Below are 25,138 nucleotides of genomic sequence, written 5' to 3' on the forward strand. Positions count from 1 at the left end.
TTAACTTTTTCTAAACATAATTATTGAACAAATTTGAATAAATTAGAGAAAATTCAGTTCACAAAAATTTTAATAAAATGGGAAACTTAGTTAATGTACCTACATTCAAAGATCATTATGACAATTACATCAATGGTCAATTTACGCCACCTACAAACGGAAAATACTTTGATGTTGTAACACCACTTACTGGAAAAGTTTTTACAAAAGCTGCACATTCTTCGGAAGAAGATTTAGCAAAAGCGGTAGACGCTGCTCACGAAGCTTTCAAAAGTTGGAGTCAAACTTCGCCAACGCAACGAAGCATTATTTTGAATAAAATTGCAGATCGAATCGAAGAAAATTTACAAAATGTTGCAGCTGTAGAAACCTATGATAACGGAAAACCTGTTCGTGAAACGTTGAATGCTGATATTCCTTTAGCAATCGATCATTTCAGATATTTTGCTTCGGTAATTCGTGCTGAGGAAGGTTCTATCAACGAATTAGATAAAGATACAGTTTCAATTATTATCCACGAGCCAATTGGTGTTGTTGCACAAATTATTCCTTGGAACTTCCCAATTTTGATGGCTGTTTGGAAATTAGCTCCAGCTTTGGCTGCTGGAAACTGCGTAGTTTTAAAACCTGCTGAGTCTACTCCTATCTCGATTTTATATTTATTCGAATTAATTGGAGATTTATTACCTCCAGGAGTTGTTAACATTGTAAATGGTTTTGGTGGAGAATTAGGTCGCGCATTGGTGACAAACCCTAAAGTATCGAAAGCTGCATTTACAGGATCTACAGCTACAGGGCGTTTCGTGATGCAATATGCAACAGAAAATATTATTCCAGTTACGTTAGAATTAGGAGGAAAATCACCAAATGTATTCTTCGAATCTGTGATGGATCATGATGATGATTTCTTAGACAAAGCGATTGAAGGAGCAGTATTATTTGCTTTAAATCAAGGTGAAATTTGTACATGTCCTTCAAGATTATTGATTCAAGAATCTATTTATGATAAGTTTATTGCGCGAGTTGTAGAGCGTGTAAATATGATTAAAGCAGGAAATCCTCTTGATCCTGAAACAATGATTGGTGCGCAAGCTTCTCAAATTCAATATGACAAAATTTTAAGTTATATTAAATTAGGAAAAGAAGAAGGTGCAGAAGTTTTAACTGGTGGAGATGCTAATCATTTACAAGGAGATATCGAAAATGGTTATTACATCAAACCAACATTATTTAAAGGAAATAACAAGATGCGTATTTTCCAAGAAGAGATTTTTGGACCTGTATTAGCTGTAACAACTTTCAAAGATGAGGCAGAAGCGATTGAACTTGCTAATGACACAATTTATGGTTTAGGAGCTGGTGTTTGGACGCGTGACGCACATCAATTGTATCAAGTTCCACGCGCTATTCAGGCTGGTCGTGTTTGGGTTAATCAATATCATAGTTATCCTGCTGGAGCGCCTTTCGGAGGTTATAAACAATCTGGAATCGGACGTGAGAACCACAAAATGATGTTAGACCATTATCGTCAAACTAAAAATATGTTAGTTTCTTACAGCAAAAAGAAATTAGGTTTCTTCTAAATCAATAATTAATTAAAAATCTCAAAAAATGAAACGTGTTGATGCAACAGAAAAAGCGATTAATTTATTGAATGAATTAAAAGCAAAATATGGCGATTTAATGCTTTATCAAGCGGGAGGTTGCTGTGAAGGAACGCAACCGCAATGTTTCAGAAAAGGAGAATTTTATCTTCGATACAAAGATGTTTGCATTGGAGAAATTGATGGAGTTGAATTTTGGATTGACAAAGATCTGTTCGAATATTGGAAACATGCGCATTTCGAATTAGATGTGATTGATGCGATTGGCGCAGGAGGTTTTTCGTTAGAAGTTCCGCTTGGCAAAACATTTAAAGTCAATTATCGAATATTCTCTCAAGAAGAACTTAATCAATTAGACGAATTCAAAATCAATTTATAACAGAAAAGCCATTTGCAATGCAAATGGCTTTTTTATTTATGATAGAAATAATTTTATCCTAAAACTTCAATCGCTTTGTTAATACGTGCAATCGTTTCCTCTTTTCCTAAAGTTGCCATAATTACAGGAACATCTGGTCCTTGTAAAGCACCAACTAAACTAAGACGTAAAGGCATTCCGATTTTTCCAAATCCAATTTCTTGCGTTGTAACAAATTCTGCCATTGCATCGTGTAAAACCTCTGAAGTAAATTCTGATGAATTTAAAACTTCAACAAATTTTCCTAAAATCTCTTTTGAATCATCTTTCCAAGCTTTTTTAGTAGCTTTTTCATCGTAATTAGAAGGAGCTATATAAAAGAATTGACCTTGTTCGAAAATATCTTTTACAAAGTTTGCTCTTTCTTTTAACAATTCAACCACTTTTGCATCTAAAGCTGGATTCGCTTCGATTCCATTATCTTTTAAAACTTCTTCAAAAGATGGTAATAATTCTTCAACAGATTTTTGTTGTAAATATTGATGATTAAACCAAGTTGCTTTTTCTGGAGAAAAACGTGCACCCGATTTTGAAACTTTTTCTAATGAAAATAATTGAATCAATTCTTCCATTGTAAAAATCTCTTGATCAGTTCCAGAATTCCATCCCAATAAAGCTAACATATTCAATACTGCATCAGGGAAATAACCTTCTTGTTTGTATCCTTTTGCAATTCCTTCTTCTGTTTTCCATTCCATTGGGAAAACTGGAAATCCGTGTTTGTCTCCATCACGTTTACTTAATTTTCCTTTTCCTTCTGGTTTTAAGATTAATGGTAAATGTGCGAAACGAGGTGCTTCCCAACCAAATGCATCATACAATAATTCGTGCAAAGCCATTGATGGTAACCATTCTTCTCCACGAATTACGTGAGAAATTCCCATCAAATGATCGTCCACAATATTGGCTAAGTGATACGTTGGCATTCCATCAGATTTAAACAAAACTTTATCATCTAAAGTTGATGCATCAATCGAAATTTTACCACGAATCATATCATCCAATAAAACTGTACGTGAATCATCAATTTTGAAACGAATCACATAAGGCGTTCCATTCTCAATCAAAGCTTTTGTTTCAGCTTCTGTCATTGACAATGAGTTTTTCAACTTTCCTCTTGTCGACCAATTATAAATAAATGTTTCTTTATTTTCTTCTGCTTTTGCACGCGCAGCATCTAATTCTTCTGCCGTATCAAACGCATAATATGCATTTCCAGAAGCTAATAATTCGTCTACATATTGTTTGTAGATTTCTTTACGCTCTGATTGACGGTAAGAACCTAAATCTCCACCAAAACCAACACCTTCATCAGGAGTTAAGCCTAACCATTTCAACGAATCGATAATATATTGTTCAGCACCTTCCACATAACGTGTTTGGTCTGTATCCTCTATTCTTAATAAGAATTTTCCGTTATTATGTTTTGCGAAAAGATAATTGTATAACGCAGTACGGACTCCTCCGATGTGTAACGCACCTGTTGGACTTGGCGCAAATCTTACACGAACTTCTTTTGCCATTGTATCAAAATTTTTGCAAATTTAAGTCGTTCAATTCTATAATAGATATTTATTTTAAATAATATTCTATTTTTTATCTTCGTAAAACGAAAATTCAACAAAATAAAACCACATAAAAATGAAATTATATACAATAGAAACAGGAAATTTTAAATTAGACGGCGGTGCAATGTTCGGAATTGTCCCAAAATCGATTTGGAATAAAACCAATCCTGCTGATGATAGAAATTTAATAGATCTTGCCATGAGATGTCTATTAATCGAAGATGGCGAACGATTAATTTTGATTGATACAGGAATCGGAACTAAACAAGATGCAAAATTCTTTGGTTTTTATTATTTATGGGGTGATGCAACTTTGGATAATTCTTTAGCCAAACATGGATTTCATCGCGATGATATTACTGATGTTTTCTTGACTCATTTACATTTTGATCATTGTGGTGGTGCAATTCAATACAACAAAGAGAAAGATTATTTAGAAGCTTCATTCAAAAACGCAAAATTTTGGTCAAATGCGAATCATTGGGATTGGGCTGTAAATCCAAATCCTCGCGAAAAAGCATCTTTCCTGAAAGAAAATATTTTACCTCTACAAGAAAGTGGACAACTTAATTTGATTGATTTACCTCAAAATGGATCTATTTTAGAAAATTCTCCACTTGGTTTTGATATTTTATTTGTGGATGGACACACCGAAAAACAAATGTTGCCAATTATTACATACAAAGGCAAAAAAATAGTTTATATCTCAGATTTAATCCCAACTGTAGGACATATCCCGTTAATTTATGTAATTGGGTTTGACACACGACCTTTAATAACAGTTGAAGAAAAAGGAACGTTTTTACAAAAAGCAGTCGAAAATGAATATATTTTGTTTTTCGAACACGATCATGTCAACGAATTGGCTACGTTAAAATTAACAGAAAAAGGTGTAAGATTAGATCAAACCTATTCATTTTCAGAAGTTTTTGATTCAATTTAAAATCAATTTCATAACCGAAATGATTTCACAAATTCAGAAAAATATTTTCATACCTTTGTGTTGTCATTTAAAAAAATTATAGAAGCATGGGATGTGGATCTTGTGGAACTTCTAATGGCCTTCCGAAAGGATGTAACAATAATGGTGCTTGTGGCACTGATGGTTGTGGAAAATTATCAGTTTTTGATTGGTTATCGAATATGCAACTTCCAAATGGACAAGAAAAGTTCAATTTTGTGGAAGTTCGTTTCAAAAACGATCGAAAGTTTTATTATAAAAACGAAAACAACATATCTCTAAATATTGGCGATGTAATCGCTGTTGAAGGAACACCTGGTCATGATATTGGGGTTGTTACACTTACGGGTGAGCTTGTTAGAATCCAGATGAAAAAAAAGAATCTTTCGTGGACTACGGAAGATGTCAAGAAGGTTTATCGCAAAGCGAACCAAAAAGATATAGAAACTTGGGTAGAGTTTCGTGATAGAGAAAAACAAACAATGGTTGATTCTCGAATTATGGCGAAAAACCTTAATTTGGAAATGAAAATTTGTGATGTTGAGTACCAAGGAGATGGAGCGAAAGTTACATTTTATTACACAGCAGAAGGACGTGTCGATTTTCGTCAATTAATCAAAGAATACGCAGGTAAATTTGGCGTAAGAATTGAGATGAAACAAATCGGATATCGTCAAGAAGCAGCAAAAGTTGGAGGAATTGGATCTTGTGGACGCGAATTATGTTGTTCAACTTGGTTAACAGATTTCCGCTCTGTGAGTACTGCTGCGGCACGTTATCAACAATTGTCAATTAACTCGCAAAAGTTAGCTGGACAATGTGGTAAATTAAAATGTTGTTTAAATTTTGAATTAGATTCATATTTAGATGCATTAAATAGTTTTCCGTCAATGGAAAGCCGTTTCGAGACTGAAAAAGGTTGGGCACATTGTGTTAAAATAGACGTTTTCAAGAAAGAAATGTGGTTTGCTTATGACAAAGGAGGAATTGTTTGGTACAAATTTTCGGTAGACGATATTCAAGAGTTTTTAGCAATCACTGCAAAAGGTCAAAAAACTGAACCTTTAGAAGATTTAGCTAAAAATGTAGAGGAATCGAAACCAGATTTTGCAGATGTAATTGGTGAAGATTCTTTAGAACGTTTTGAACGTAAAGAAAAACAAAACAAAAAACGTAAAAGAATTAAGAATAATCAAAATTCTGGAAACGAAAAAGTTGCGGCGAATGCTAATAATCTGAAACCTCAGAAGGCAAAACAAAAACAGCCTAACGAAGCGAAAGAAAAAGTAAATCGTCCTGAAAATAAACAGGGAAAGAATCCAAATCAGTCTAAAAAGAATAATCAAAATAGACCGAACAAAAATTCGAATCCTAATCAGAATCAGCAACAACAAAATCAGCCAAAAGAGAAGCAACAGCCAACTCAGGCGAAAGAGCAACAAGCTCAACCAAATACTGATCAGCAAAAGCCGCAAGGAAATAATCGCAATCGCAATCAACAAAAGCGAAAACCAAATAATCCGAGCAATAATAGCCAACAAAATAATCAAACAAATCAGGCTAATCAGTCAACTCAACAACCAAAAAAACAACCTCAGCAAAATAATCAAAATGCTGAGCAAAAACCGAAAACTAAGGACGAGAATAAAGCAAATAATTCTCAACCGAATCCAAATAAATCGAAGAATCGAAATAAAAAAAGATTTAATCGTGGGCCAAAACCAGATGATACGCAACAGTAGTTTGCTTTTTATTTTAGTCTTTTTATTGTTTAGTTGCGAGGCTAAACATTATTATCAAGACACAAAAGATGTGAAAGACGAATGGAAGAGTAATCAGCCTCAAACCTTTACGTTTGATGTAAAAGATCCTAAACCTTCGGCTGTTAACATTGGATTTGTGTTAAGAAATAATACGTCGTATGAATATAGTAACTTATATTTGTTCACGAAATTCATCGATCCTAAAGGAAATGAAATGATTGATACCTTACAGTATTACATTGCAAATCCTGATGGAAGCTGGATTGGTAAAGGAATGACAACAAAAGAAATGATGTTGGTTTATCGCGAAAATTTACCAATAAAAGACTCTGGTCGCTATCAACTAAAAGTTTGGCAAGGTATGCGAACAAAGAATTTGAAAGGAATCGAAGACATTAGTTTGATTGTTGATAAAGCTGAATAATACAGAATGGAAAACAATAAAAATCCTAAAACAAGCACAACTTCTAAAGCAAAAAAGAAGTTCAATAGCTTTTCATTAGCCAAAAAAATAATCGTTACCATTTGGGTACTGTTTTTTTGTGCCGTATTAGGAATTTTCGGAATCTTTTGGGCGACATCTAACGGATGGTTAGGTGAAATTCCCAATGTACGCGATTTAGAAAATCCTGATATTTATGTTTCATCAGAAATTATTTCTTCTGATGGTGTTTTGTTAGATCGTTTCGAAGCAGAACGCAGAACACCAGTCGATTACAAAGATTTACCACCACATTTGGTTGACGCATTGTTAGCAAAAGAGGATGTTCGTTTCTTTGATCACTCAGGTGTAGACATTAAAGCAGCAGCTCGTGCAATTACTTCTGGAGGAGAATCTGGAGGTGGTTCTACTATTACACAGCAGTTAGCAAAACAATTGTACACAAAAGATCCTTCTTCGAATAAAGTAAAACGTGTTTTACAGAAATTAAAAGAATGGGTAACTTCTGTTCAGTTAGAAAAATTGTACACAAAAGAAGAAATTATTGCAATGTATTTCAATAAGTTCGACTTTATTTATAATGCAAAAGGAATTGAATCTGCTTCTAAAGTTTATTTCAACAAAACAACGAAAGAATTAAATTTAGATGAAGCTGCAACATTAGTTTCGATGTTTCAAAATCCGGTAGCGTATAATCCTGTAAAATATCCTGAAGTTTCTAAAAAGCAAAGAAATCTTGTCTTAAAGCAAATGATGAAATACAACAAGATTTCTCAAGCTGAAGGAGAAGCTGCGCAAAATGCGCCTTTGGTTACAGATAAGCAAGATATTATGAAACATGATGAATCACATTCAGCATATTTCAAATCTGCTTTGAGAAAGGAAATTCAACAATGGATGGTTGATTATGAGAAAGAAACAGGAAAATCTTATAACCTTGAAAAAGATGGTTTAAAAATTTATGTAACATTAGACTCAAGAATGCAGAATTTAGCTGAAGAAGCGGTTAAAAAACAATTAAAAGTTTTACAAGATCAATTCTTTGGAGAGCAACGTGGACGTAGTTTAGCTCCATTTTATAATATTTCTGCTGCAAAAAGAACGCAAATCTTTAAGCAAGCAATGGCTCGTACAGATTTGTACAAAAAGATGAAAGCCGAAGGAAAATCTGAAGCTGAAATCGAAACTGTTTTCAATACACCTCGCGACTCTGTTCAGTTCTTTACATGGAACGGAATTCAGTACAAAAAAGGGAAAACGTTGATGGATTCAATCGAATATCACAAACATATTTTACAAGCTGGTTTGATGTCAATGGATCCAAAAGATGGAACAATCAAAGCTTGGGTTGGAGGAATCGATTGGAATTATTTCAAATTTGACCACGTAAAACAAGCGCGTCGTCAGGTAGGTTCTACGTTCAAACCATTTGTTTATGCAACAGCGATTAATCAATTAGGATTAACACCTTGTCATACCGTTTCTAATGAGAGAATTCCAGGAAATTGGTCTCCTCGAAATGCTAACGGTAAATATGGTGGATCTCAAGATTTAAGAACTGCATTAGCTTATTCAACAAATATTGTCGCTGCTCGTTTGATTATGCAAACAGGTACAGAACCTGTAATTCAAATGGCTCGTGACCTTGGTGTTGAATCTCCAATCGTAAAAGATCCTACAATTGCATTAGGTTCTGCCGATTTATCACTGTATGAAATGGTTGGTGCAATGAGTGCTTTTGCAAATGGTGGTATTTACATTAAACCCCAATTAATCTTAAGAATAGAAGATAAGCAAGGAAAAGTTATCAAAGATTATACGCCTCAAACACGAGAAGTTGTTAATGAAAACGTAGCATACACTATGATTGATTTGATGAAAGGTGTTGTAGAAAGAGGTTCTGGTTCGCGTCTTAGAAATAGATATAACATCACAGCGGAAGTTGCTGGTAAAACAGGTACAACAAACGAAAACTCTGACGGTTGGTTTATGGGATTAACACCAAATTTAGTTACTGGAGTTTGGGTTGGTGCAGAAGACCGATTTGCTCACTTTGCAAGTACAGCCACAGGACAAGGAGCCAATACAGCTTTACCTATTTGGGCTTACTATATGCAAGGCGTTTACAAAGAAGGAGGAAAGTTTGGCGTAACAGCTGGAGATAAATTTGACAAACCTAAGGACATTGAAAAACACTGGGATTGTTCAAATACATACGGATTCCATCAATATGATGAAATGTATGATCCAGGCCCAATTATCGAAGGAAGTGGTAGTGAAAGCGTAGGCGAAAACTATGAAGTTCCTGATGAAGAAGGTCAATAATTAAATTGATATAAACAAAATAGCCACTCAAAATTGAGTGGCTATTTTTATGATTTATAATTCTTCTTTTTCGTCTTCGTTATCAAACTGATTGTTGTACGCTTCACGTTCTTGTGCCAATTTCTTTTCGCGTTGTTTTTTCTTAAAATCTCGAATCGTCATATACGTTAACAACACAACAAGCGCTGCAACCAAAAAATAATTAGCATACGTAAATAAGTTCGTAATTGTATCCGTTACCACCTCATCTGGCGTTACAGCAGCGTTTTCTTCCATAAGAAATATTTATTATTGATAGAATTCTTTCGGATATTCTACCATTCCATTTACATTTTTCAGCGCATCTTCCACCAACTCAATTGCCATACAATTTTCAACTGGAACATCAAAAGGTAACTTAATATCAAAATCAGATGCTTTTCTGTAACCAAATTTAGGATAATAAGTTGGATGTCCTAATAAAATAATCGATTCAAAACCTAATTCTCTCGCTTTCTTATGCGCAAATTCTATTAAATGGCCACCAATTCCATTTCCTTGATAATTAGGCAGAACCGCTACTGGCGCAAGCGCTAAAGAATCATACGAAGAATTAGAATGATTAATTTTAATCTTTGTCAATAATACGTAACCAACAATAAGTCCGTTCATTTCAAAAACAATAGACAAATCAGGAACAAAACCATCAGAATTTCGTAATCGTTCAACTAAAAATTGTTCACGATGATCACTATATTCTTCATTTTCAAAAGCTTTTTCAATCAATTCAAAAACCTGATTATAATCTTTTTCCTCCTCTTTTCTAACAAACATTCCAACTATCAATTGATTAACCTTATAAAATTAGAAAAAGGTTTTAACAAAACAAACAACAAATCGTATCTTTGTAGCTTATAGATTTTAAGCAAATGAGTCAACCAAAAAGATATACAATTACAGCGGCTTTACCTTATGCTAACGGACCATTGCACATTGGTCACATGGCAGGTGTTTACGTTCCTTCTGATATTTATGCGCGTTTTTTACGAAGAAAAGGAAAAGATGTAGCATTTATTGGAGGTTCTGACGAACATGGTATTCCAATTACAATTCGTGCCAAAAAAGAAGGCGTTACGCCTCAAGACATTGTTGATCGTTACCACGAAAACATCAAAAATACATTGGCTAATTTTGGTGTGACGTTCGATATTTATTCTCGTACAACATCAGATAAACACAGAGAAGTTGCTCAAGATTTCTTCAAAACGTTGTATGATAACAACAAGTTTACAGAAGATGTTACGGAACAATTTTACGATGAAGATGCGCACGAATTTTTAGCGGATCGATACATTCGTGGTGAATGTCCGAAATGTGGTAATCCTGATGCTTACGGCGATCAATGTGAAAAATGTGGCTCTACATTAAGCCCAGAAGAATTGATTAATCCTCGTTCTGCTTTATCTGGAAATACTCCAATCAGAAAAGAAACAAAAAACTGGTATTTACCATTGGATCAATATCAAGATTTCTTATCAAAGTGGATTTTAGAAGGTCACAAAAATGATTGGAAATCGAGTGTTTATGGTCAAGTAAAATCTTGGTTAGATGATGGTTTAAAACCTCGTGCAATGACACGCGATTTGAACTGGGGAATTCCTGTTCCTGTTGATGGAGCTGAAGGAAAAGTAATGTATGTTTGGTTCGATGCGCCAATTGGTTATATTTCTTTCACGCAAGAATGGGCAGAGAAAAACGGTAAAAACTGGAAAGATTATTGGCAAAATGAAGAAACGAAATTGGTTCATTTCATCGGAAAGGACAATATCGTTTTCCACTGTATCATTTTCCCAACAATGATGAAAGCGCATGGCGATTACATTATGCCAGACAATGTTCCTGCAAATGAATTCTTGAATTTAGAAGATGATAAAATCTCAACTTCTCGTAATTGGGCAGTTTGGGCACACGAATATTTAGAAGATTTCCCGAATCAACAAGATACATTGCGTTATGTGTTGACGGCAAATATGCCTGAAAATAAAGACAATAACTTTACGTGGAAAGATTTCCAAACGAAGAATAATTCTGAATTAGTTGGAATTTTAGGAAACTTTATTAACCGTGTAATGGTGCTTTCTCACAAATATTACGAAGGAATTGTTCCTGCAAAAACAATTGAATTTGAAGAATTAACTGAAATCAAATATTTTGCAAAGCGCATTGGTGATCATTTAGAGAAATATGAATTCCGTGCTGCGTTGACAGAATATATGAATTTAGCTCGTCTTGGAAATCAATTTTTACAAGCGCAAGAACCTTGGAAAAAAGGTGATGATCCAGAAGCTGTAAAAGGAATTATGTATGCTGCGACGCAAATTGCTGTGGCATTAGGACAATTGGGAGAACCATTTATTCCATTCGCTTCTGAAAAAATGTTGGCTATGATGAATGTAGAAAAAATGAGTTGGGATGATTTAGAATCAACAGACGAATTTGTAAAAGCTGGACATCAATTAGGTCAATCTGAACTAATCTTTGCGAAAATTGAAGACGAAGCAATCGAAGCACAAATCAATAAATTAAACGAAAGTAAAGTCAAAAATAATATGACAAATCCAAACGCAGAACCTCAAAAAGAATTGATTTCTTTTGACGATTTCCAAAAAATGGATATCCGTATCGGAACTATTTTAGAAGCGAAAAAAGTTGAAAAAGCAGATAAATTATTCGAACTAAAAGTAGATACAGGAATGGACGTTCGCACAATTGTTTCTGGTATTGCAGAACATTTTACGTTAGAAGAAATCGTTGGAAAACAAGCAATGGTTTTAGCAAATTTAGCGCCTCGTAAAATTCGTGGAATCGAATCGAACGGAATGTTATTATTCGCTGATAAAGCAGACGGAAAATTAACGTTTGTAAATCCAGAAGAAGAAACGCCAAACGGTGTTCAAGTTGGGTAGACTTAGATTTTAGATATAAGTATTGAGATATTAGAAAGCCACTTCGATGAAGTGGCTTTTGTTTTTATTTTAATTTAAATTCAGTTGCAATAACATATTGATTATCTAAAACTAATAGCTGATTTTCAAACTTTTTCGGCTCTCCAAAAGTTTTAAATTTGATATTATTTTCGATAAAAAATTTCTCTATCTCATCAATTATTGAAAATGGAGCATTCAGAAATTTACCATTTCCTTCATTTATATTCTTTAAAAAAGTTTCAAAATCTAAATTTGATTTGTTTAAATAATCTTTTAATTTTCGAAAGCCTAGAACTCTATTATGAATAATCCTCTCTATATTTTCTAGAAAAAAATCTATGTTTTGTGGTTTTGAATTTAAGAAAATTTCTAAAAAACTTTCATTGTAATCAATTAATAATGGATGATCAGAAAACAACAATAACTTACATTCATTTTTTTCTTTTAAGAAAGCTTCCTTTTTACCAAGAAAATCAAAACGATAATTAATATTCTCAAAAATTAAAGAGATATAATTCGAATTAAAATCGTTAATTCTTACGACTTGATTATTTAAATCGTTAATTATCATTAAAAAAATTTTCTAAGGATGTTCTGGAAAAGTAAACGAATCGCCTTGATTTGGTTTATTTTTTCGTTGAGCCGGATTATCTTCTTTTGTTATTTGATGTTCATTCAACTCATGTGCTGCGGTAAACGAAGTTACCATTGTATTCAGCATTTCCGAAGCTGCTGTTGGTGAATTTGGCAACAAAACTAATTTGCTTCCAGATTTTTCTCCAATCGCTTGCAATGTATCATAATGTTGCGTCACCACAATTAGCGCAGAAGCTTCTTGCGACGTAATTCCTGCTCCATTCAATACATCAACCGATTCCAATAAACCTTTTGCAATTTCACGACGCTGATCTGCAATACCTTGTCCTTGCAAACGCTTCGATTCTGCTTCGGCTCTTGCTTTTTCTACAATCAAAATACGTGCAGCATCACCTTCATATTGCGCCGCTAATTTTTCACGTTCAGCTGCATTAATACGATTCATCGCATGTTTTACTTGCTCATCTGGATCAATATCGGTTACCAATGTTTTGACTATTTCGTAACCATATGAATTCATTGCTTCTTGCAATTCACTTTTTACAGCAACTGCAATATCATCTTTCTTCTCGAAAACATCATCTAAACGAAGTTTTGGAACTTCAGCTCGAACAACGTCAAAAACGAAAGAAGTAATTTGTGTATAAGGATTATCTAATTTGTAAAATGCATCATAAACTTGAGTTTTGATGACTTGATATTGAACAGAAACTTTCAATCGAACAAATACATCATCTTTTGTCTTCGTTTCGACAACAACATCTAATTGTTGAATTTTAAGAGACATTTTTCCAGCAATTCTGTCTACAATCGGAATTTTGAATTGCAATCCTGGATTACGAATACTATTAAACTTCCCGAAACGCTCGATTACAACCGCAGTTTGTTGTTTTACTGTAAAGACGAATAAAAAAAGGAAAATAATTCCAAGAAAAACGATCACGCCTAAATATCCCATAAGTTTTAGTGTTTTGAATTTGTTGGATTAAGATACAAAAAAAATTAGGAATGTTAAGTTATAACATTCCTAATTCGAATTTTGCTTCTTCGCTCATCATATCTCTATCCCAAGGTGGATCGAACGTAATTTCTACGTAACATTTCGTTACATATTCTATCTCTTCTACGCGCTGTTCTACCTCTAGAGGTAAACTTTCAGCCACGGGACAGTTTGGAGATGTAAGGGTCATGGTTACTTTTACTTCACCATCTGCATTCACCTGTGCATCGTAAACCAATCCCAATTCATATATATCAACTGGAATCTCTGGATCGTAAACTGTTTTGAATTTTTCAACCAATTTTTCACCAATCGAATCTAATTGTTGTTCTGTTAATGCCATTGTTATCAACTGTTATTGTTCTGCAAATGTACAAATAGTTTAGCTTACGTGGAATTTTTCTAAATAACTATTTTTAATGACTTAAAATAAAATAGTTATAATAGAAGAAAATCGCTTCTTTGGAGAACCCAAAAAAGCGATTTACAAACACGAAGAACTTTTTTATAAGAAAAGTTTAATCATTATATAGTTTTAATTATAAACCTACTGTCCATCCTTTTGCCCAAGTTGGTGTATCTACACCATTTCCAGCTCCAGTATTATCTGCTTTTGCATAAGCTTTCGATACATCTACAGCAGTACCAGCAGAAGATTTACCTGTAGCTTCTACTCCAACGTTTATGAATTGAACGTTTTTCAAGAATAAATCATTCGGAATCCAAGAAATTGTAGCATCATGCTCGATATCGATACCTTTAGCCCAGTTTGCTAAAACAAAATTCTCAAATTTTCCTTTTGTACCAACACGTAATTTCATTGCTTGGTTTTCTCCTTCTCCTACATAATCTTTACCTAAACCTATTAAAGTAACATATCTAATTGTAGGATTTGCAATTGGAGTTAAAGTATGATTACTTGAATTGTTATCAGCCTCTATACCTCTATTTCCTTTACTACGACCTTCTTTTCCGTACCAATATTCGTTTGTACCAACCCAACCTTCAGTCCAATCAAATTGATCATCTTCGTTTTCATTTGATACGATATATTTAGTATTAACAGTTCCTCCAAAGAATTCGATTCCGTCATCAGAACCTGCATACATTTGTACATATTCAATTTTAGTTCCGTTACCTACACCAAATAAAGAAAGTCCATTAAACTCTTTTTCAGAATTATAAATAGCTCCAGCGTATTCGATACGAGTATATGTTATTGTACCAGAATTATCATTTGCAACATCACCACCATATGTTAATTCAGAAACCTCAGCAGTAGCTGTTTTTGCTTTGTTAATTGGTGCTTTACCACATAAAACTACTCCACCCCAAGAACCTGGTGCTTTTTTGTCTGATGTAAATACAACTGGTTTAGCAGAAGTTCCGTTAGAAAATATTTTACCACCTTGCGCAACTGCAATATAAGAAGATGTACCACCGTTTGCAACAATTTGTGTACCAGCAGGGATTGTTAATTCAGCTCCGTCGTTAACTTGAATTTTCCCTGTTAAATAATATACTTTTGATGGATCTAAAGTAATTTTATCTCCACTTTTTAATTCACCTTTAAAATCAGCAGGATTCGCAACAAACCCAGAAGGATTTGTATTAATGTCTCCATTATCATCGTTATTACTACAGCTTGTTAAGGCTAATGTAGAAAATGCTCCTACTAAAAATAGTTTTAAAATTGATTTTTTCATAATTAAATGTTTTATTGTGTTTGTTTTATTTTGTTTTAAAATTGATAGTTAACAGATAAACCGAAGTTCATTCCTTTTTTATAACTTAATGTTTTTACATCTCCATTCAAATTCTCTTGTACACGGTCTATTGTAGGATTTAATAAGTTTTTAGCAGAAAAATTGATCCCGATATTTTTATTCAATTTCGAACGTAAAATGAAATCTAATGTGCTAAATCCTTTATCTACTTGATTTCCTCTTGTTTCAGTTCCAAGCGCATAAATACGATCAGAGAAATAGTTGTAAGCCACAGTTGCCATTACGCTTCCTCCACTTGCCCATTTCTTAGAATAAGATAAATCTGCATTTGTAATAAATTTTGAAGCTCCCGTAAATGCATCTTCTGCATTTGTAAAGTTGGTATTGATTCGTTGTCCATTAAACAAAGTTTCTTTGTATACTTTTTCATTGTTTAACTCTTGATTAGAATACATATAAGCACCGTTAAACCCAACTGTTAATTGTTCTGGATTAGATGTTTTATTATCTAAAATTGCTTTTCTAACTTCTAATTCTGCACCAACTGCATATCCCCAATCTCCTGTATTTGCATAGGAAATATCATTAGATGATGAAGCAATTGTTGTTGTATTGATTGGATCTTGAATATATTTTCCGAAACCTCCCAAAGAGATTACTTCTCCACTTTTCGGGAACCATTCCCATTTAATATCCGCATTGTAATTTGTTGATGGATATAACATTGGATTCCCACGGAAAGTTTCTGTTACATCTTCATAAACAAACATAGCTGTTTCCTTAAATTGAGGAAGTGTATATGTTTTAGATGTTGCAAAACGTAAGTTTTGGTTATCTGTTAATTTATAACGTAACATCAAACTTGGTAATAATTCGAATTGATCGAAAGAATTTTTACCTTGTGATAAAGCTGTGTACCAATCAATACTTTGTTTAAGATATTCTGCACGAACGCCCAAAACAGCTGTTAATCGATCTGTAAAATTATATTCTACCTCAGCAAAACCTACTTGTATATCTTTTTGTCCACTGTAAACTTGCGATCTATAGCTTCCGTCAGATTTGATATCAAATGTTGTAATTTCGAAACCTGAACCATAATTTGATTGATTGAAGAAAGCATCTAAATTATTTGGGTCAACTTGAATTCCACTTCTCAAAATTTTGAAGTTAAATTGATTCGCTTCAAAATCTCTTTCTTTATGTCTACCTTGGTATCCAATAGAAATTTTAGCTTTATAGTCTTTCAAATCACCACCAAAAACTCGGTTATATTCCAAGTTAGCAGAAACCTCGTTCTCATTAAGATTTTGATAATAACGGTTACTTAACGAAGCGTCTTGAGAAGCTAACACATATTGTCCAGATTGCTTATCCAAACGCATTGTATTTTGCAAACGGTCTGGCATATCTTGTTTCACTGTATTGTAAGAAACGCCCCAATGAAACTCAGATTTATCATCTAATCTGTGATCTCCTAATAATTGATTGACAAAAACTTGGTTTCTTTCATAAGTTCCTCTACGAATAAATCCATTATTATCTTCCGCTAAATCTCTAATAAATCCTTTGTATTCTTGTAAACTTTGAGAAGTGTTGTTAATAAAAATACTATTTGCTCTTAATCTATTATTTGGATTAAAATCATAATACAAATTCACCATTCCTGTTGTATTCGTATTATAACTATCTTTTGTGTACTCATTGAAACCTTTCAAATTATTTCCTTGAGCATCAACAGAACGTGCTAAACCTTTCTCAATACTTTGCGCTGAGTTATCAAAAGCAGCTGTTGCAAAGAATCCGAATTTTGCTCCGTTTTCAAACTTGTAACTTTTTCCTCCTTTTATATTGAAACCTCCCGCTACAGCAGATTTAGATTGAGGATTGAAACTATTTGTAAAGTGATATCCAGTTGTTGCATTTGCTGGAATTTTTGTTTTTTGAAAACCAAACCAATTTGGTCCATCTTGCAAATTGAAGTTTTTATTGGTAATCGCGTTAGAATTCAAATTTAATCCTGTTCCGCTTTCTAATAAACCATTTCCTTCGTATAATTTTGATGCAATATCGATATTTGCTCCTCCAAAATCAGCCATCATTCTTACATTGAATGTTTTGCTCAATGAAATGTAATCAATAACATCTGTTGGAAATAAATCTAATTTAATATTCTTGTTACTAGGATTTTCTGACGGAATTGGTAAACCATTCAATGAAGTATAATTATAACGATCTCCTAATCCACGTACAAAAACATCTCCTGTACCTTCTTGTTTTGTAACACCAGCCATTTTCGCAACTGCCGAAGCCGCATCACTTACACCTTTACGATCCAATTCTGCTGCACCAATATTCTCTACCATTTTTACAGATTTTTTCTGAATATTAAGTAAAGAAGCTTCTCCAGATTTATCTTTTCTACCTGTTACAACAGCTGTAGATAAATCAATCTTTGTATCTTTTAAATCTTCTGGTTTCAAATACATATTTAATGTATTCGAATCTGATAAATTTTGAGAAACAGATTGATAACCGTCTACTTTAATATCTAATTGGTAGGTATCATCTGGAACTGAAATTTCGTAGTGACCTTTATCGTCTGTTTTTGCTTGAATATTTAATCCTTCAACCACAAAAGTTTTTTCAGAAAGTGGTTGGTTTGTTTTTTGATCAAATAAAGTTCCTTCTAATTTAATATTAGTCTGTGCAAAAAGTGCTGCCGAACCTAATAATAAAAGTAAAGTTAAATTGCGTTTCATTGCGATTGTATAATTCGTGTTTGTTTGATGGCAAAGTTGCTGCAATCCAATGAAAAACATTTTTAGAAATTGTAAAGGTTTTGTTAGGTAATTGTTATGAAATTATCGTAACTTTAAATGAATGTTAAGAAATGTTTTTACCTAATTTCTCCTAAAATTTAAGCTTAATTTTACATCGACTAATTTTATTTAGTTATTACAAACAATTATGAAGAACATTAAAATTTTATTAGTTGACGACGAACCAGATATCTTAGAATTCATTGGTTACAACTTAAAAAAAGAAGGTTTTGAAGTAGAAACAGCTCAAAACGGATTAGAAGGTTTGAAACAAGCCAAAATTTTTCGCCCAGATTTGATTCTATTAGATGTAATGATGCCACAAATGGACGGAATGGAAATGTGTGCAGAGTTGAGAAAATTAGATTCTTTTCAAGATACTTTGGTCGTTTTTCTTTCTGCTCGTGCCGAAGATTTTTCTCAATTAGCTGGTTATGATGCTGGTGCAAATGATTATATCTTAAAGCCTATCAAACCAAAAGTTTTAATTAGTAAACTAAATGCTTTATTGAAATTAAAACAACCTAACGAAGCGCCAAAAGACGAATTTATCAAATTGAATAATTTCGAGATTAACCGCGAAACCTATAAAGTAAATTACCAAGGGCAAGACTTTTTGTTACCTCGAAAAGAATTTGAATTGATTGCTTTGTTGGCTTCAAATCCAGAACGTGTTTTCAAGCGTGAAGAAATTTTGGAGAAAGTTTGGGGAAATGAAGTTGTAGTTGGTGGACGTACAATTGACGTACATATGCGCAAATTACGCGAAAAATTTGGGAACGATCGTTTCTCAACAATCAAAGGAATTGGATACAAAATAAATGACTAAAAGCTCGTAATGGCTTCAACTTTCAAAGTTCAAAACATTTTTCTATTTGCCTTTCTCAGTACATTATTCTTGGCTTTAGGATTTGTTTTGTTCTCTTTTTTATGGTTTGGAAATATTGATTTTATTCTCCAAGAAAAACTATTTTTCATCAGTTTAATGCTTCTTTTATTGATTGGATTATCAATATTTTATTGGTTTTCTTTAAAAAATCAACGAAAAAAAGATTTTACTGAAATCTCGAAAAATATTCCACAATTTCAATCCAGTACAATGGATTTTGAAGAACTTTCTCAAAAAATTTCTACAATTACAGAAGATCAATCCAAAGAAATTGATGTTTTGCATGAGCGAGAAAATTACAGAAGAGATTTCTTAGGGAATATTTCACATGAATTAAAAACACCTCTTTTTTCGGTACAAGGTTATTTGTTAACGCTGATAGAAGGCGGAGTTGAAGATGAATCTATTCGTGATAAATACTTAAACCGAATCAATAAATCGGTTGATCGATTGATTTATTTGGTCAAAGATTTGGACATGATTGCAGAACTTGAACGTGGACGAATCAATATCGAATTTTCGGTTTTCAATTTGACGGCACTTGTACAAGATGTGATTGATTTATTAGAAATTAAAGCTGAAAAAAATAACATCAAAATTTCACTAAATTATCCTATTCATCAACCGATAAAAGTTGTAGGTGATATTCAGAAAATACAACAAGTTTTGATTAATTTGATTGTAAACGCCATCAATTATTCAAATCCAAATACAGAAATTGACATCGATTTTGAAGAATATGATGATAAAATTCAAATCTCGATAAAAGATCAAGGTGTTGGGATAAAACAAGAAGACATTGACCGAATTTTCGAACGTTTTTACCGAATTGATAAATCTCGAAATCGTAACAATGGCGGGTCTGGACTCGGTTTAGCAATTGTAAAACATATTTTAGAAGCCCATAAACAGAAAATTTATGTGACAAGTAAAATAGGAAAAGGTTCTACTTTTTCGTTTTATTTACAGAAGGCTTAATATTGTTCTTGCTTCTTAGTAAATTTCAAGGTAATGTTGTGCTTAAAAACTTTCAACGTGTCATTTTTAGCCTCTTTCCATAAGAAATAAGGAGGTTTCAAATTCAGTACATTTCCTTTTACAGCTAACGAATCCTCAAAAAGTTCAGCATAAAGAATTGTATCTTTTTTTAAGAATTCTTTGTCTTTATAGTCAATCAAATAGTAATCATTTCTGACATAAATAGGATCTTTGACACGAAGTGTTGAATCCTTTTCATCAAAATCCCATTTGATATTAACAGGATTAAAGCCATCTTCGTACCCCACAAAAACACGTGTTGTATTTACGATATGTCTAACAGAAAAAATAAGGATAGTAAAAAAAATAAGGATACCGATATAATATAATATCAATTCTTTTTTCATGGATTTGGTTTAGTTGTTGATTGTTAATGTACAAATATCGCCATTCTATCCTAAAAGATACATAAAAAATGTAAATTTGCATAAATTTAATTTTAATATAACTTCCAATAATGCAATATAATCCGAATGAAATCGAACCAAAATGGCAAAAATTTTGGATTGAAGAAAAGACGTTCAAAGCTGAAAATCAATCAGAAAAACCTAAATTTTACGTATTAGATATGTTTCCTTACCCTTCTGGAGCTGGATTACACGTAGGCCATCCACTTGGATACATTGCGTCTGATATTTATTCTCGTTACAAAAAATTAAAGGGTTTCAACGTTTTACACCCAATGGGTTACGATTCTTTTGGTTTGCCTGCGGAACAATATGCGATTCAAACAGGTCAACATCCTGCGATTACAACAACAACGAATATCGAAGGTGGAGTTGATAAACAAGGAAATGTGATTGCTGGATACGAAAACCAAATGAAAAAAATTGGTTTGGGATACGATTGGGATCGCGAAATCAGAACTTCGGAACCTGAATATTATAAATGGACACAATGGATTTTCAATCAATTATTTGATTCATATTATGATAATTCAACTGATAAAGCTGAATCAATTTCTAAATTAGTTGAAACATTCAAAACTGAAGGTAATGCGAATGTAAACGCTGTGGCGGATGATGATATCGAAATCTTTACAGCAGAGCAATGGAATGCCTATTCTGAAAAAGAACAACAAGCAATTTTATTAAAATATCGTTTAACATTCTTAGCAGAAGCAGAAGTAAACTGGTGTCCAGATTTAGGAACTGTTTTAGCAAACGACGAAGTGATTAACGGATTATCTGAGCGTGGAGGATTCCCTGTTGTGCGAAAAAAAATGACACAATGGATGATGCGTATCACGGCTTATGCTGATCGTTTATTAACAGGTTTAGATAAATTAGATTGGCCAGATCCGATCAAAGAATCACAAAAAAACTGGATTGGTAAATCGACTGGAGCAAGTATCGAATTTCAAATTTCTAATTTCGACGGTGATAAAATCGAAGTATTTACAACTCGTCCTGATACTGTTTTTGGTGTTTCTTACGTGACTTTAGCGCCAGAGCATCCTTTGGTTTCTCAAATTACAACTGCAGAGCACAAAGCAAAAGTTGATGCTTATGTCGATTATACTTCAAAACGTTCTGAAAGAGATCGTTTAGCAGATGCTAAAAATATTACAGGAGAATTTACAGGCGCTTATGCCATTCATCCTTTCACAGGAAAACAACTTCCGATTTGGATTGGTGATTATGTATTAGCTTCTTATGGAACTGGTGCTGTAATGGCTGTTCCAGCTGGTGATGAGCGTGATTTTGCTTTTGCAAATCATTTCGATTTACCAATTATTAATATTTTCAAAGGGAAAGATATTTCTGAAGCTGCTTTTACAGAAAAAGGTGGTTTCGAATTACAAGATTCTGATTTCTTAAACGGATTAGATTATAAACAAGCGGTTGCAAAAGCAATTGAAGCTTTAGAAGAAAAAGGTTTTGGACAAGGAAAAACAAACTTCCGTTTACGCGAAGCTGTTTTCTCTCGTCAACGTTATTGGGGAGAACCAGTTCCGGTTTATTTCAAGGACGAAATGCCTTATACAATTCCAACAGCTGCATTGCCAATTATTTTACCAGAAGTTGACGAATATTTGCCAACGAAAGATGGTGAACCACCATTGGGACGTGCAACAAAATGGGCGTTTGATACAACAACAAACGAAGTTGTAGACAATAGTTTAATCAACAATGAAACGATTTTCCCTATCGAATTGAACACTATGCCAGGTTGGGCAGGTTCTTCTTGGTATTGGTTACGTTACATGGATGCGAAAAACGACAACGAATTTGTGTCAAAAGAAGCGGTTGATTATTGGCAAAATGTAGATTTGTACATGGGTGGATCTGAGCACGCGACTGGTCACTTGTTGTATTCTCGTTTTTGGCAAAAATTCTTGTTTGATAAAGGATTCGTTCCTACAGATGAATATGCAAAAAAACTGATTAACCAAGGAATGATTTTGGGAATGAGTGCATTTGCTTACCGTATTAATGGTACAAATACATTTGTTTCGAAAGGTTTAAAAGATCAACACGAAACAACTCCAATCCACGTCGATGTTAATATGTTGAAAGATGGAGGAGATGAATTAGATACAGAAAAATTCAAAACATGGCGCGAAGATTATGCTACAGCTGAATTTATTTTAGAAGATGGTAAATACATCACAGGACGCGAAGTTGAAAAGATGTCAAAATCTAAATTCAATGTCTTAAATCCTGATGATATTTGTAATCAATATGGAGCAGATTCTTTACGTTTATACGAAATGTTTTTAGGTCCAGTTGAGCAATCTAAACCATGGAATACACAAGGTTTATCTGGAGTTTATTCATTCTTGAAAAAATTCTGGAGATTGTATCATTCAGGAGCAGAAGAAACATTCTTCGTCACAGAAGATGAACCAACAAAAGAAGAAATGAAAGTCTTACATCAAACCATCAAAAAAGTGGATGAAGATGTAAACAATTTCTCTTTTAATACATCGGTTTCTACTTTTATGATTGCTGCAAACGAATTAGGAAAATTAAAAACAACTAAACGTGCAATTTTAGAGCCTTTGGCAATTATTATTTCTCCTTATGCACCACATATTGCTGAAGAATTATGGTCAAAATTAGGACATGAAACGTCAATTGCACATGCAGATTTTCCTGTTTTTGAAGAAAAATGGTTAGTTGCAGATGCAAAAGAATATCCAGTTTCATTCAATGGTAAAATGAAATTCTTATTAGAATTACCTTTATCGTTGTCAAAAGATGAAATTCAAGAAATAGTAATGAATGACGAACGTACAATCAAACAATTGGGTGATCGTACACCAAAAAACATCATTATTGTTCCTGGAAAAATCATTAATATCGTTGGATAAAATTCGTCAGTTCGAGTGATTTTTAGAAATGAAATGTATAAAAATTGTATCGAGAACAGAATTTTAAAACCTTATTCTCGATACTAAATTCTTTCAGAATTTCACTCGAATTGACGGTTTCAAAATACCAATATAAAATCCTCGCAATTGCGAGGATTTTATTTTTTATACTATCTTTAATCAAAACTATAACTCAATGAAATATTTACCAACTTTAGAAACGGAGCGTTTAATAATACGTCCAATTACGATGGATGATTTGCAAGATTTTTATGAGATGGATTCTCAACCAGAAGTTCATATATTTCTGAAAAATCAACCAATTAAAACGATTGATGAAACAAGAGAAATCATCCAAAATTTATTGATTCAATACCAAGAACTTGGACATGGACGTGTAGCTGTTGTGGAGAAAGAATCGGGAAAAATGATTGGTTGGACTGGTTTTAAATACATGACCGAAAAAGAAGCGATGAATAATCGATTTGATTTCTTAGATTTTGGCTATCGTTACCGAAAAGAAACTTGGGGAAAAGGTTACGCGACAGAAGCTGCGAAAGCTTGCATGGATTTTTACCGTGAAAATATGACTGATTTTAAACTAAATGCTATAACACATACAGAAAATGCAGCATCAAGAAATGTTTTAGAAAAAATAGGTTTCGAAGTCACTGAAACTTTTCATCTGGACATGTGGGATCTGGATTGCTTTTGGTATGAATTGAAGAAATAATTAATCATGAAACATCCTATTATACTTTTATGTACAATTCTTGTTTCGACATGTAGTTTTGCACAAAAAATTTCGACGAATGATTATGAAGTTAAAATAACTTTAGCTGATTTTAATCTGAAAGGAAAGGTAGAAAAAGTGACTTCAACTGCAACAGATGCAAAAGGAAATACCACAACTTTACCTTTTTTGGAGAATGAATTTTACAATCAAATTTCGTTAGAATTTAATCAAAAAGGATTGTTAACAAAGCGAACAAATTATTTGGATTATCAAGGAAAATTAGCTGTTTATAACTATGTTAATTACGATTACAATAACTCAAATTTTATTGATAAACAGACGAATATAGTTATTAACAATGGTGAAGATCCAAAACGAATTGCTTCGGACAAAACCTTTGTTTATGACAATAAAAATCGGTTGATAAACTTGACCGAAAAGATTGAAGGAAAATCGTCAAAATCGAGTTATGAAACGATTTTTAATTATTCAAATAAGTTGGATAAAATCACAACAAAGGTGGAAGGTTCTACGATTAGTGAAAATAATTTGACGTATAACAAAAATGGCTTATTGGTTTTGGACGAAATGACTTCTTTTGATGGAAAAAAAGGACGAAAATCGTATTATATTTACGATAAAGAAACACCTATTTTTCAGGAAGAAATTGCTGGAAATTCGAGCAAAATAATGTTTTTTGAGAATGGAAATATTTCGAAATTACAATCATTTGACACAAATAAAACGTTGGCTTATCAAGCTGATTTTGATTCGAAAAATGAAATTGTCAATTTCAAAAAACAATCCTTCCGAAATGGACAAACTGTTTTAACTTCTTATCAAGTTTCGTATGAATATGATTCGAAAAATAATTGGATAAAAGCTTCTATTTCAACAAATGGAGATTTAAAATATGTTGTAAAACGAACGATAAGTTATTATTAAAAAACAAAAGGTTGAGCAATG

The 25,138-nt window shown here is 33.0% G+C and carries 21 protein-coding genes; 12 read left to right on the top strand and 9 right to left on the bottom strand.

Annotated features, from left to right (window positions below; all coding sequences use genetic code 11):
- Window positions 1-77 precede the first annotated feature (77 nt).
- Both B4A23_RS16375 and B4A23_RS16380 read left to right on the top strand, forming a co-directional pair.
- A complete protein-coding gene (locus tag B4A23_RS16375; RefSeq protein WP_286474546.1) occupies window positions 78-1,583 on the top strand; it encodes an aldehyde dehydrogenase family protein in 1,506 nt (501 codons plus the stop codon).
- Window positions 1,584-1,611: 28 nt separating this feature from the next.
- Window positions 1,612-1,983: a DUF779 domain-containing protein gene (locus tag B4A23_RS16380; RefSeq protein ID WP_291121477.1), complete on the top strand. Its 372-nt coding sequence runs from the start codon at window positions 1,612-1,614 to the stop codon at window positions 1,981-1,983.
- A gap of 53 nt (window positions 1,984-2,036) precedes the next feature.
- On the opposite strand, the gene gltX is transcribed toward B4A23_RS16380, so the two are convergent.
- Window positions 2,037-3,545 carry a glutamate--tRNA ligase gene (gene gltX, locus B4A23_RS16385; protein WP_291121479.1) on the bottom strand — a complete coding sequence of 503 codons (1,509 nt, stop codon included), beginning with the start codon at window positions 3,543-3,545 and terminating at the stop codon, window positions 2,037-2,039.
- Window positions 3,546-3,663: 118 nt separating this feature from the next.
- Here gltX and B4A23_RS16390 point away from each other — a divergent pair, with 118 nt between their 5' ends.
- From B4A23_RS16390 to B4A23_RS16405, 4 genes are all read left to right on the top strand, one after another.
- Window positions 3,664-4,533: an MBL fold metallo-hydrolase gene (locus B4A23_RS16390; protein ID WP_291121481.1), complete on the top strand. Its 870-nt coding sequence runs from the start codon at window positions 3,664-3,666 to the stop codon at window positions 4,531-4,533.
- Between the two features lie 86 nt (window positions 4,534-4,619).
- Window positions 4,620-6,293 carry a PSP1 domain-containing protein gene (locus B4A23_RS16395; protein ID WP_291121484.1) on the top strand — a complete coding sequence of 558 codons (1,674 nt, stop codon included), beginning with the start codon at window positions 4,620-4,622 and terminating at the stop codon, window positions 6,291-6,293.
- Window positions 6,277-6,738, top strand: a complete 462-nt coding sequence (locus B4A23_RS16400; protein ID WP_084106949.1) for a gliding motility lipoprotein GldH — start codon at window positions 6,277-6,279, stop codon at window positions 6,736-6,738. The genes B4A23_RS16395 and B4A23_RS16400 overlap by 17 nt, the downstream gene beginning before the upstream one ends.
- Before the next feature lie 6 nt (window positions 6,739-6,744).
- The gene (locus B4A23_RS16405) at window positions 6,745-9,081 is read left to right on the top strand and encodes a penicillin-binding protein 1A (RefSeq protein WP_286501601.1); all 2,337 of its coding nucleotides are present in this window, start codon (window positions 6,745-6,747) and stop codon (window positions 9,079-9,081) included.
- A 54-nt stretch (window positions 9,082-9,135) separates the two neighbouring features.
- Here the strand turns inward: B4A23_RS16405 and B4A23_RS16410 are convergent, their stop codons facing one another.
- Together B4A23_RS16410 and B4A23_RS16415 are read right to left on the bottom strand one after the other, a co-directional pair.
- Complete coding sequence (locus tag B4A23_RS16410) at window positions 9,136-9,357, bottom strand: hypothetical protein (protein WP_291121486.1); 222 nt, start codon at window positions 9,355-9,357, stop codon at window positions 9,136-9,138.
- 12 nt (window positions 9,358-9,369) lie between these two features.
- Window positions 9,370-9,894 (bottom strand): GNAT family N-acetyltransferase, encoded by a 525-nt coding sequence (locus tag B4A23_RS16415; protein ID WP_180905496.1) that lies wholly within the window; start codon window positions 9,892-9,894, stop codon window positions 9,370-9,372.
- Window positions 9,895-9,989: 95 nt separating this feature from the next.
- On the opposite strand from B4A23_RS16415, the gene metG reads away from it, so the two are divergent.
- Window positions 9,990-12,026: a methionine--tRNA ligase gene (gene metG / locus B4A23_RS16420; protein ID WP_180905497.1), complete on the top strand. Its 2,037-nt coding sequence runs from the start codon at window positions 9,990-9,992 to the stop codon at window positions 12,024-12,026.
- 64 nt (window positions 12,027-12,090) lie between these two features.
- On the opposite strand, the gene B4A23_RS16425 is transcribed toward metG, so the two are convergent.
- The 5 genes from B4A23_RS16425 to B4A23_RS16445 all read right to left on the bottom strand — a co-directional run bounded on the left by B4A23_RS16425 (window position 12,091) and on the right by B4A23_RS16445 (window position 18,193).
- Window positions 12,091-12,468, bottom strand: coding sequence for a hypothetical protein (locus tag B4A23_RS16425; protein ID WP_291121489.1), 378 nt, complete (start codon window positions 12,466-12,468; stop codon window positions 12,091-12,093).
- Between the two features lie 162 nt (window positions 12,469-12,630).
- A complete protein-coding gene (locus tag B4A23_RS16430; protein ID WP_280061922.1) occupies window positions 12,631-13,602 on the bottom strand; it encodes an SPFH domain-containing protein in 972 nt (323 codons plus the stop codon).
- 58 nt (window positions 13,603-13,660) lie between these two features.
- A complete protein-coding gene (locus B4A23_RS16435) occupies window positions 13,661-13,987 on the bottom strand; it encodes an iron-sulfur cluster assembly protein (RefSeq protein ID WP_038336809.1) in 327 nt (108 codons plus the stop codon).
- 196 nt (window positions 13,988-14,183) lie between these two features.
- The gene (locus tag B4A23_RS16440) at window positions 14,184-15,350 is read right to left on the bottom strand and encodes a hypothetical protein (RefSeq protein ID WP_291121491.1); all 1,167 of its coding nucleotides are present in this window, start codon (window positions 15,348-15,350) and stop codon (window positions 14,184-14,186) included.
- 35 nt (window positions 15,351-15,385) lie between these two features.
- Window positions 15,386-18,193: a TonB-dependent receptor domain-containing protein gene (locus tag B4A23_RS16445; RefSeq protein WP_291121493.1), complete on the bottom strand. Its 2,808-nt coding sequence runs from the start codon at window positions 18,191-18,193 to the stop codon at window positions 15,386-15,388.
- Between the two features lie 148 nt (window positions 18,194-18,341).
- Between B4A23_RS16445 and B4A23_RS16450 the strand changes: the two genes are divergently transcribed.
- Window positions 18,342-19,022: a response regulator transcription factor gene (locus tag B4A23_RS16450; RefSeq protein WP_280061925.1), complete on the top strand. Its 681-nt coding sequence runs from the start codon at window positions 18,342-18,344 to the stop codon at window positions 19,020-19,022.
- Between the two features lie 9 nt (window positions 19,023-19,031).
- Window positions 19,032-20,060, top strand: coding sequence for a sensor histidine kinase (locus tag B4A23_RS16455; protein WP_291121496.1), 1,029 nt, complete (start codon window positions 19,032-19,034; stop codon window positions 20,058-20,060).
- Here B4A23_RS16455 and B4A23_RS16460 read toward each other — a convergent pair.
- Window positions 20,057-20,467 carry a hypothetical protein gene (locus B4A23_RS16460; RefSeq protein WP_291121499.1) on the bottom strand — a complete coding sequence of 137 codons (411 nt, stop codon included), beginning with the start codon at window positions 20,465-20,467 and terminating at the stop codon, window positions 20,057-20,059. The two genes, B4A23_RS16455 and B4A23_RS16460, sit on opposite strands and share 4 nt — an antisense overlap.
- Before the next feature lie 110 nt (window positions 20,468-20,577).
- On the opposite strand from B4A23_RS16460, the gene leuS reads away from it, so the two are divergent.
- From leuS to B4A23_RS16475, 3 genes are all read left to right on the top strand, one after another.
- Window positions 20,578-23,436 carry a leucine--tRNA ligase gene (gene leuS / locus B4A23_RS16465; RefSeq protein ID WP_291121502.1) on the top strand — a complete coding sequence of 953 codons (2,859 nt, stop codon included), beginning with the start codon at window positions 20,578-20,580 and terminating at the stop codon, window positions 23,434-23,436.
- Between the two features lie 196 nt (window positions 23,437-23,632).
- Window positions 23,633-24,169 (top strand): GNAT family N-acetyltransferase, encoded by a 537-nt coding sequence (locus tag B4A23_RS16470; RefSeq protein ID WP_291121504.1) that lies wholly within the window; start codon window positions 23,633-23,635, stop codon window positions 24,167-24,169.
- 6 nt (window positions 24,170-24,175) lie between these two features.
- Window positions 24,176-25,117 carry a hypothetical protein gene (locus B4A23_RS16475; RefSeq protein ID WP_291121507.1) on the top strand — a complete coding sequence of 314 codons (942 nt, stop codon included), beginning with the start codon at window positions 24,176-24,178 and terminating at the stop codon, window positions 25,115-25,117.
- The last annotated feature ends 21 nt before the right edge of the window (window positions 25,118-25,138 follow it).

The sequence above is a fragment of the Empedobacter sp. UBA7248 genome (genome assembly GCF_002472945.1).
Taxonomy (GTDB): domain Bacteria; phylum Bacteroidota; class Bacteroidia; order Flavobacteriales; family Weeksellaceae; genus Empedobacter; species Empedobacter falsenii_C.

Coding starts and splice junctions, on each gene's coding strand:
- B4A23_RS16380 (WP_291121477.1), top strand. CDS start 1,612: ATGAAACGTGTTGATGCAACAGAAAAAGCGATTAATTTATTGAATGAA.
- metG (WP_180905497.1), top strand. CDS start 9,990: ATGAGTCAACCAAAAAGATATACAATTACAGCGGCTTTACCTTATGCT.
- gltX (WP_291121479.1), bottom strand. CDS start 3,545: ATGGCAAAAGAAGTTCGTGTAAGATTTGCGCCAAGTCCAACAGGTGCG.
- B4A23_RS16460 (WP_291121499.1), bottom strand. CDS start 20,467: ATGAAAAAAGAATTGATATTATATTATATCGGTATCCTTATTTTTTTT.
- B4A23_RS16450 (WP_280061925.1), top strand. CDS start 18,342: ATGAAGAACATTAAAATTTTATTAGTTGACGACGAACCAGATATCTTA.
- B4A23_RS16470 (WP_291121504.1), top strand. CDS start 23,633: ATGAAATATTTACCAACTTTAGAAACGGAGCGTTTAATAATACGTCCA.
- B4A23_RS16415 (WP_180905496.1), bottom strand. CDS start 9,894: ATGTTTGTTAGAAAAGAGGAGGAAAAAGATTATAATCAGGTTTTTGAA.
- B4A23_RS16440 (WP_291121491.1), bottom strand. CDS start 15,350: ATGAAAAAATCAATTTTAAAACTATTTTTAGTAGGAGCATTTTCTACA.
- B4A23_RS16475 (WP_291121507.1), top strand. CDS start 24,176: ATGAAACATCCTATTATACTTTTATGTACAATTCTTGTTTCGACATGT.
- B4A23_RS16430 (WP_280061922.1), bottom strand. CDS start 13,602: ATGGGATATTTAGGCGTGATCGTTTTTCTTGGAATTATTTTCCTTTTT.
- B4A23_RS16410 (WP_291121486.1), bottom strand. CDS start 9,357: ATGGAAGAAAACGCTGCTGTAACGCCAGATGAGGTGGTAACGGATACA.
- B4A23_RS16375 (WP_286474546.1), top strand. CDS start 78: ATGGGAAACTTAGTTAATGTACCTACATTCAAAGATCATTATGACAAT.
- leuS (WP_291121502.1), top strand. CDS start 20,578: ATGCAATATAATCCGAATGAAATCGAACCAAAATGGCAAAAATTTTGG.
- B4A23_RS16400 (WP_084106949.1), top strand. CDS start 6,277: ATGATACGCAACAGTAGTTTGCTTTTTATTTTAGTCTTTTTATTGTTT.
- B4A23_RS16405 (WP_286501601.1), top strand. CDS start 6,745: ATGGAAAACAATAAAAATCCTAAAACAAGCACAACTTCTAAAGCAAAA.
- B4A23_RS16390 (WP_291121481.1), top strand. CDS start 3,664: ATGAAATTATATACAATAGAAACAGGAAATTTTAAATTAGACGGCGGT.
- B4A23_RS16455 (WP_291121496.1), top strand. CDS start 19,032: ATGGCTTCAACTTTCAAAGTTCAAAACATTTTTCTATTTGCCTTTCTC.
- B4A23_RS16445 (WP_291121493.1), bottom strand. CDS start 18,193: ATGTTTTTCATTGGATTGCAGCAACTTTGCCATCAAACAAACACGAAT.
- B4A23_RS16395 (WP_291121484.1), top strand. CDS start 4,620: ATGGGATGTGGATCTTGTGGAACTTCTAATGGCCTTCCGAAAGGATGT.
- B4A23_RS16435 (WP_038336809.1), bottom strand. CDS start 13,987: ATGGCATTAACAGAACAACAATTAGATTCGATTGGTGAAAAATTGGTT.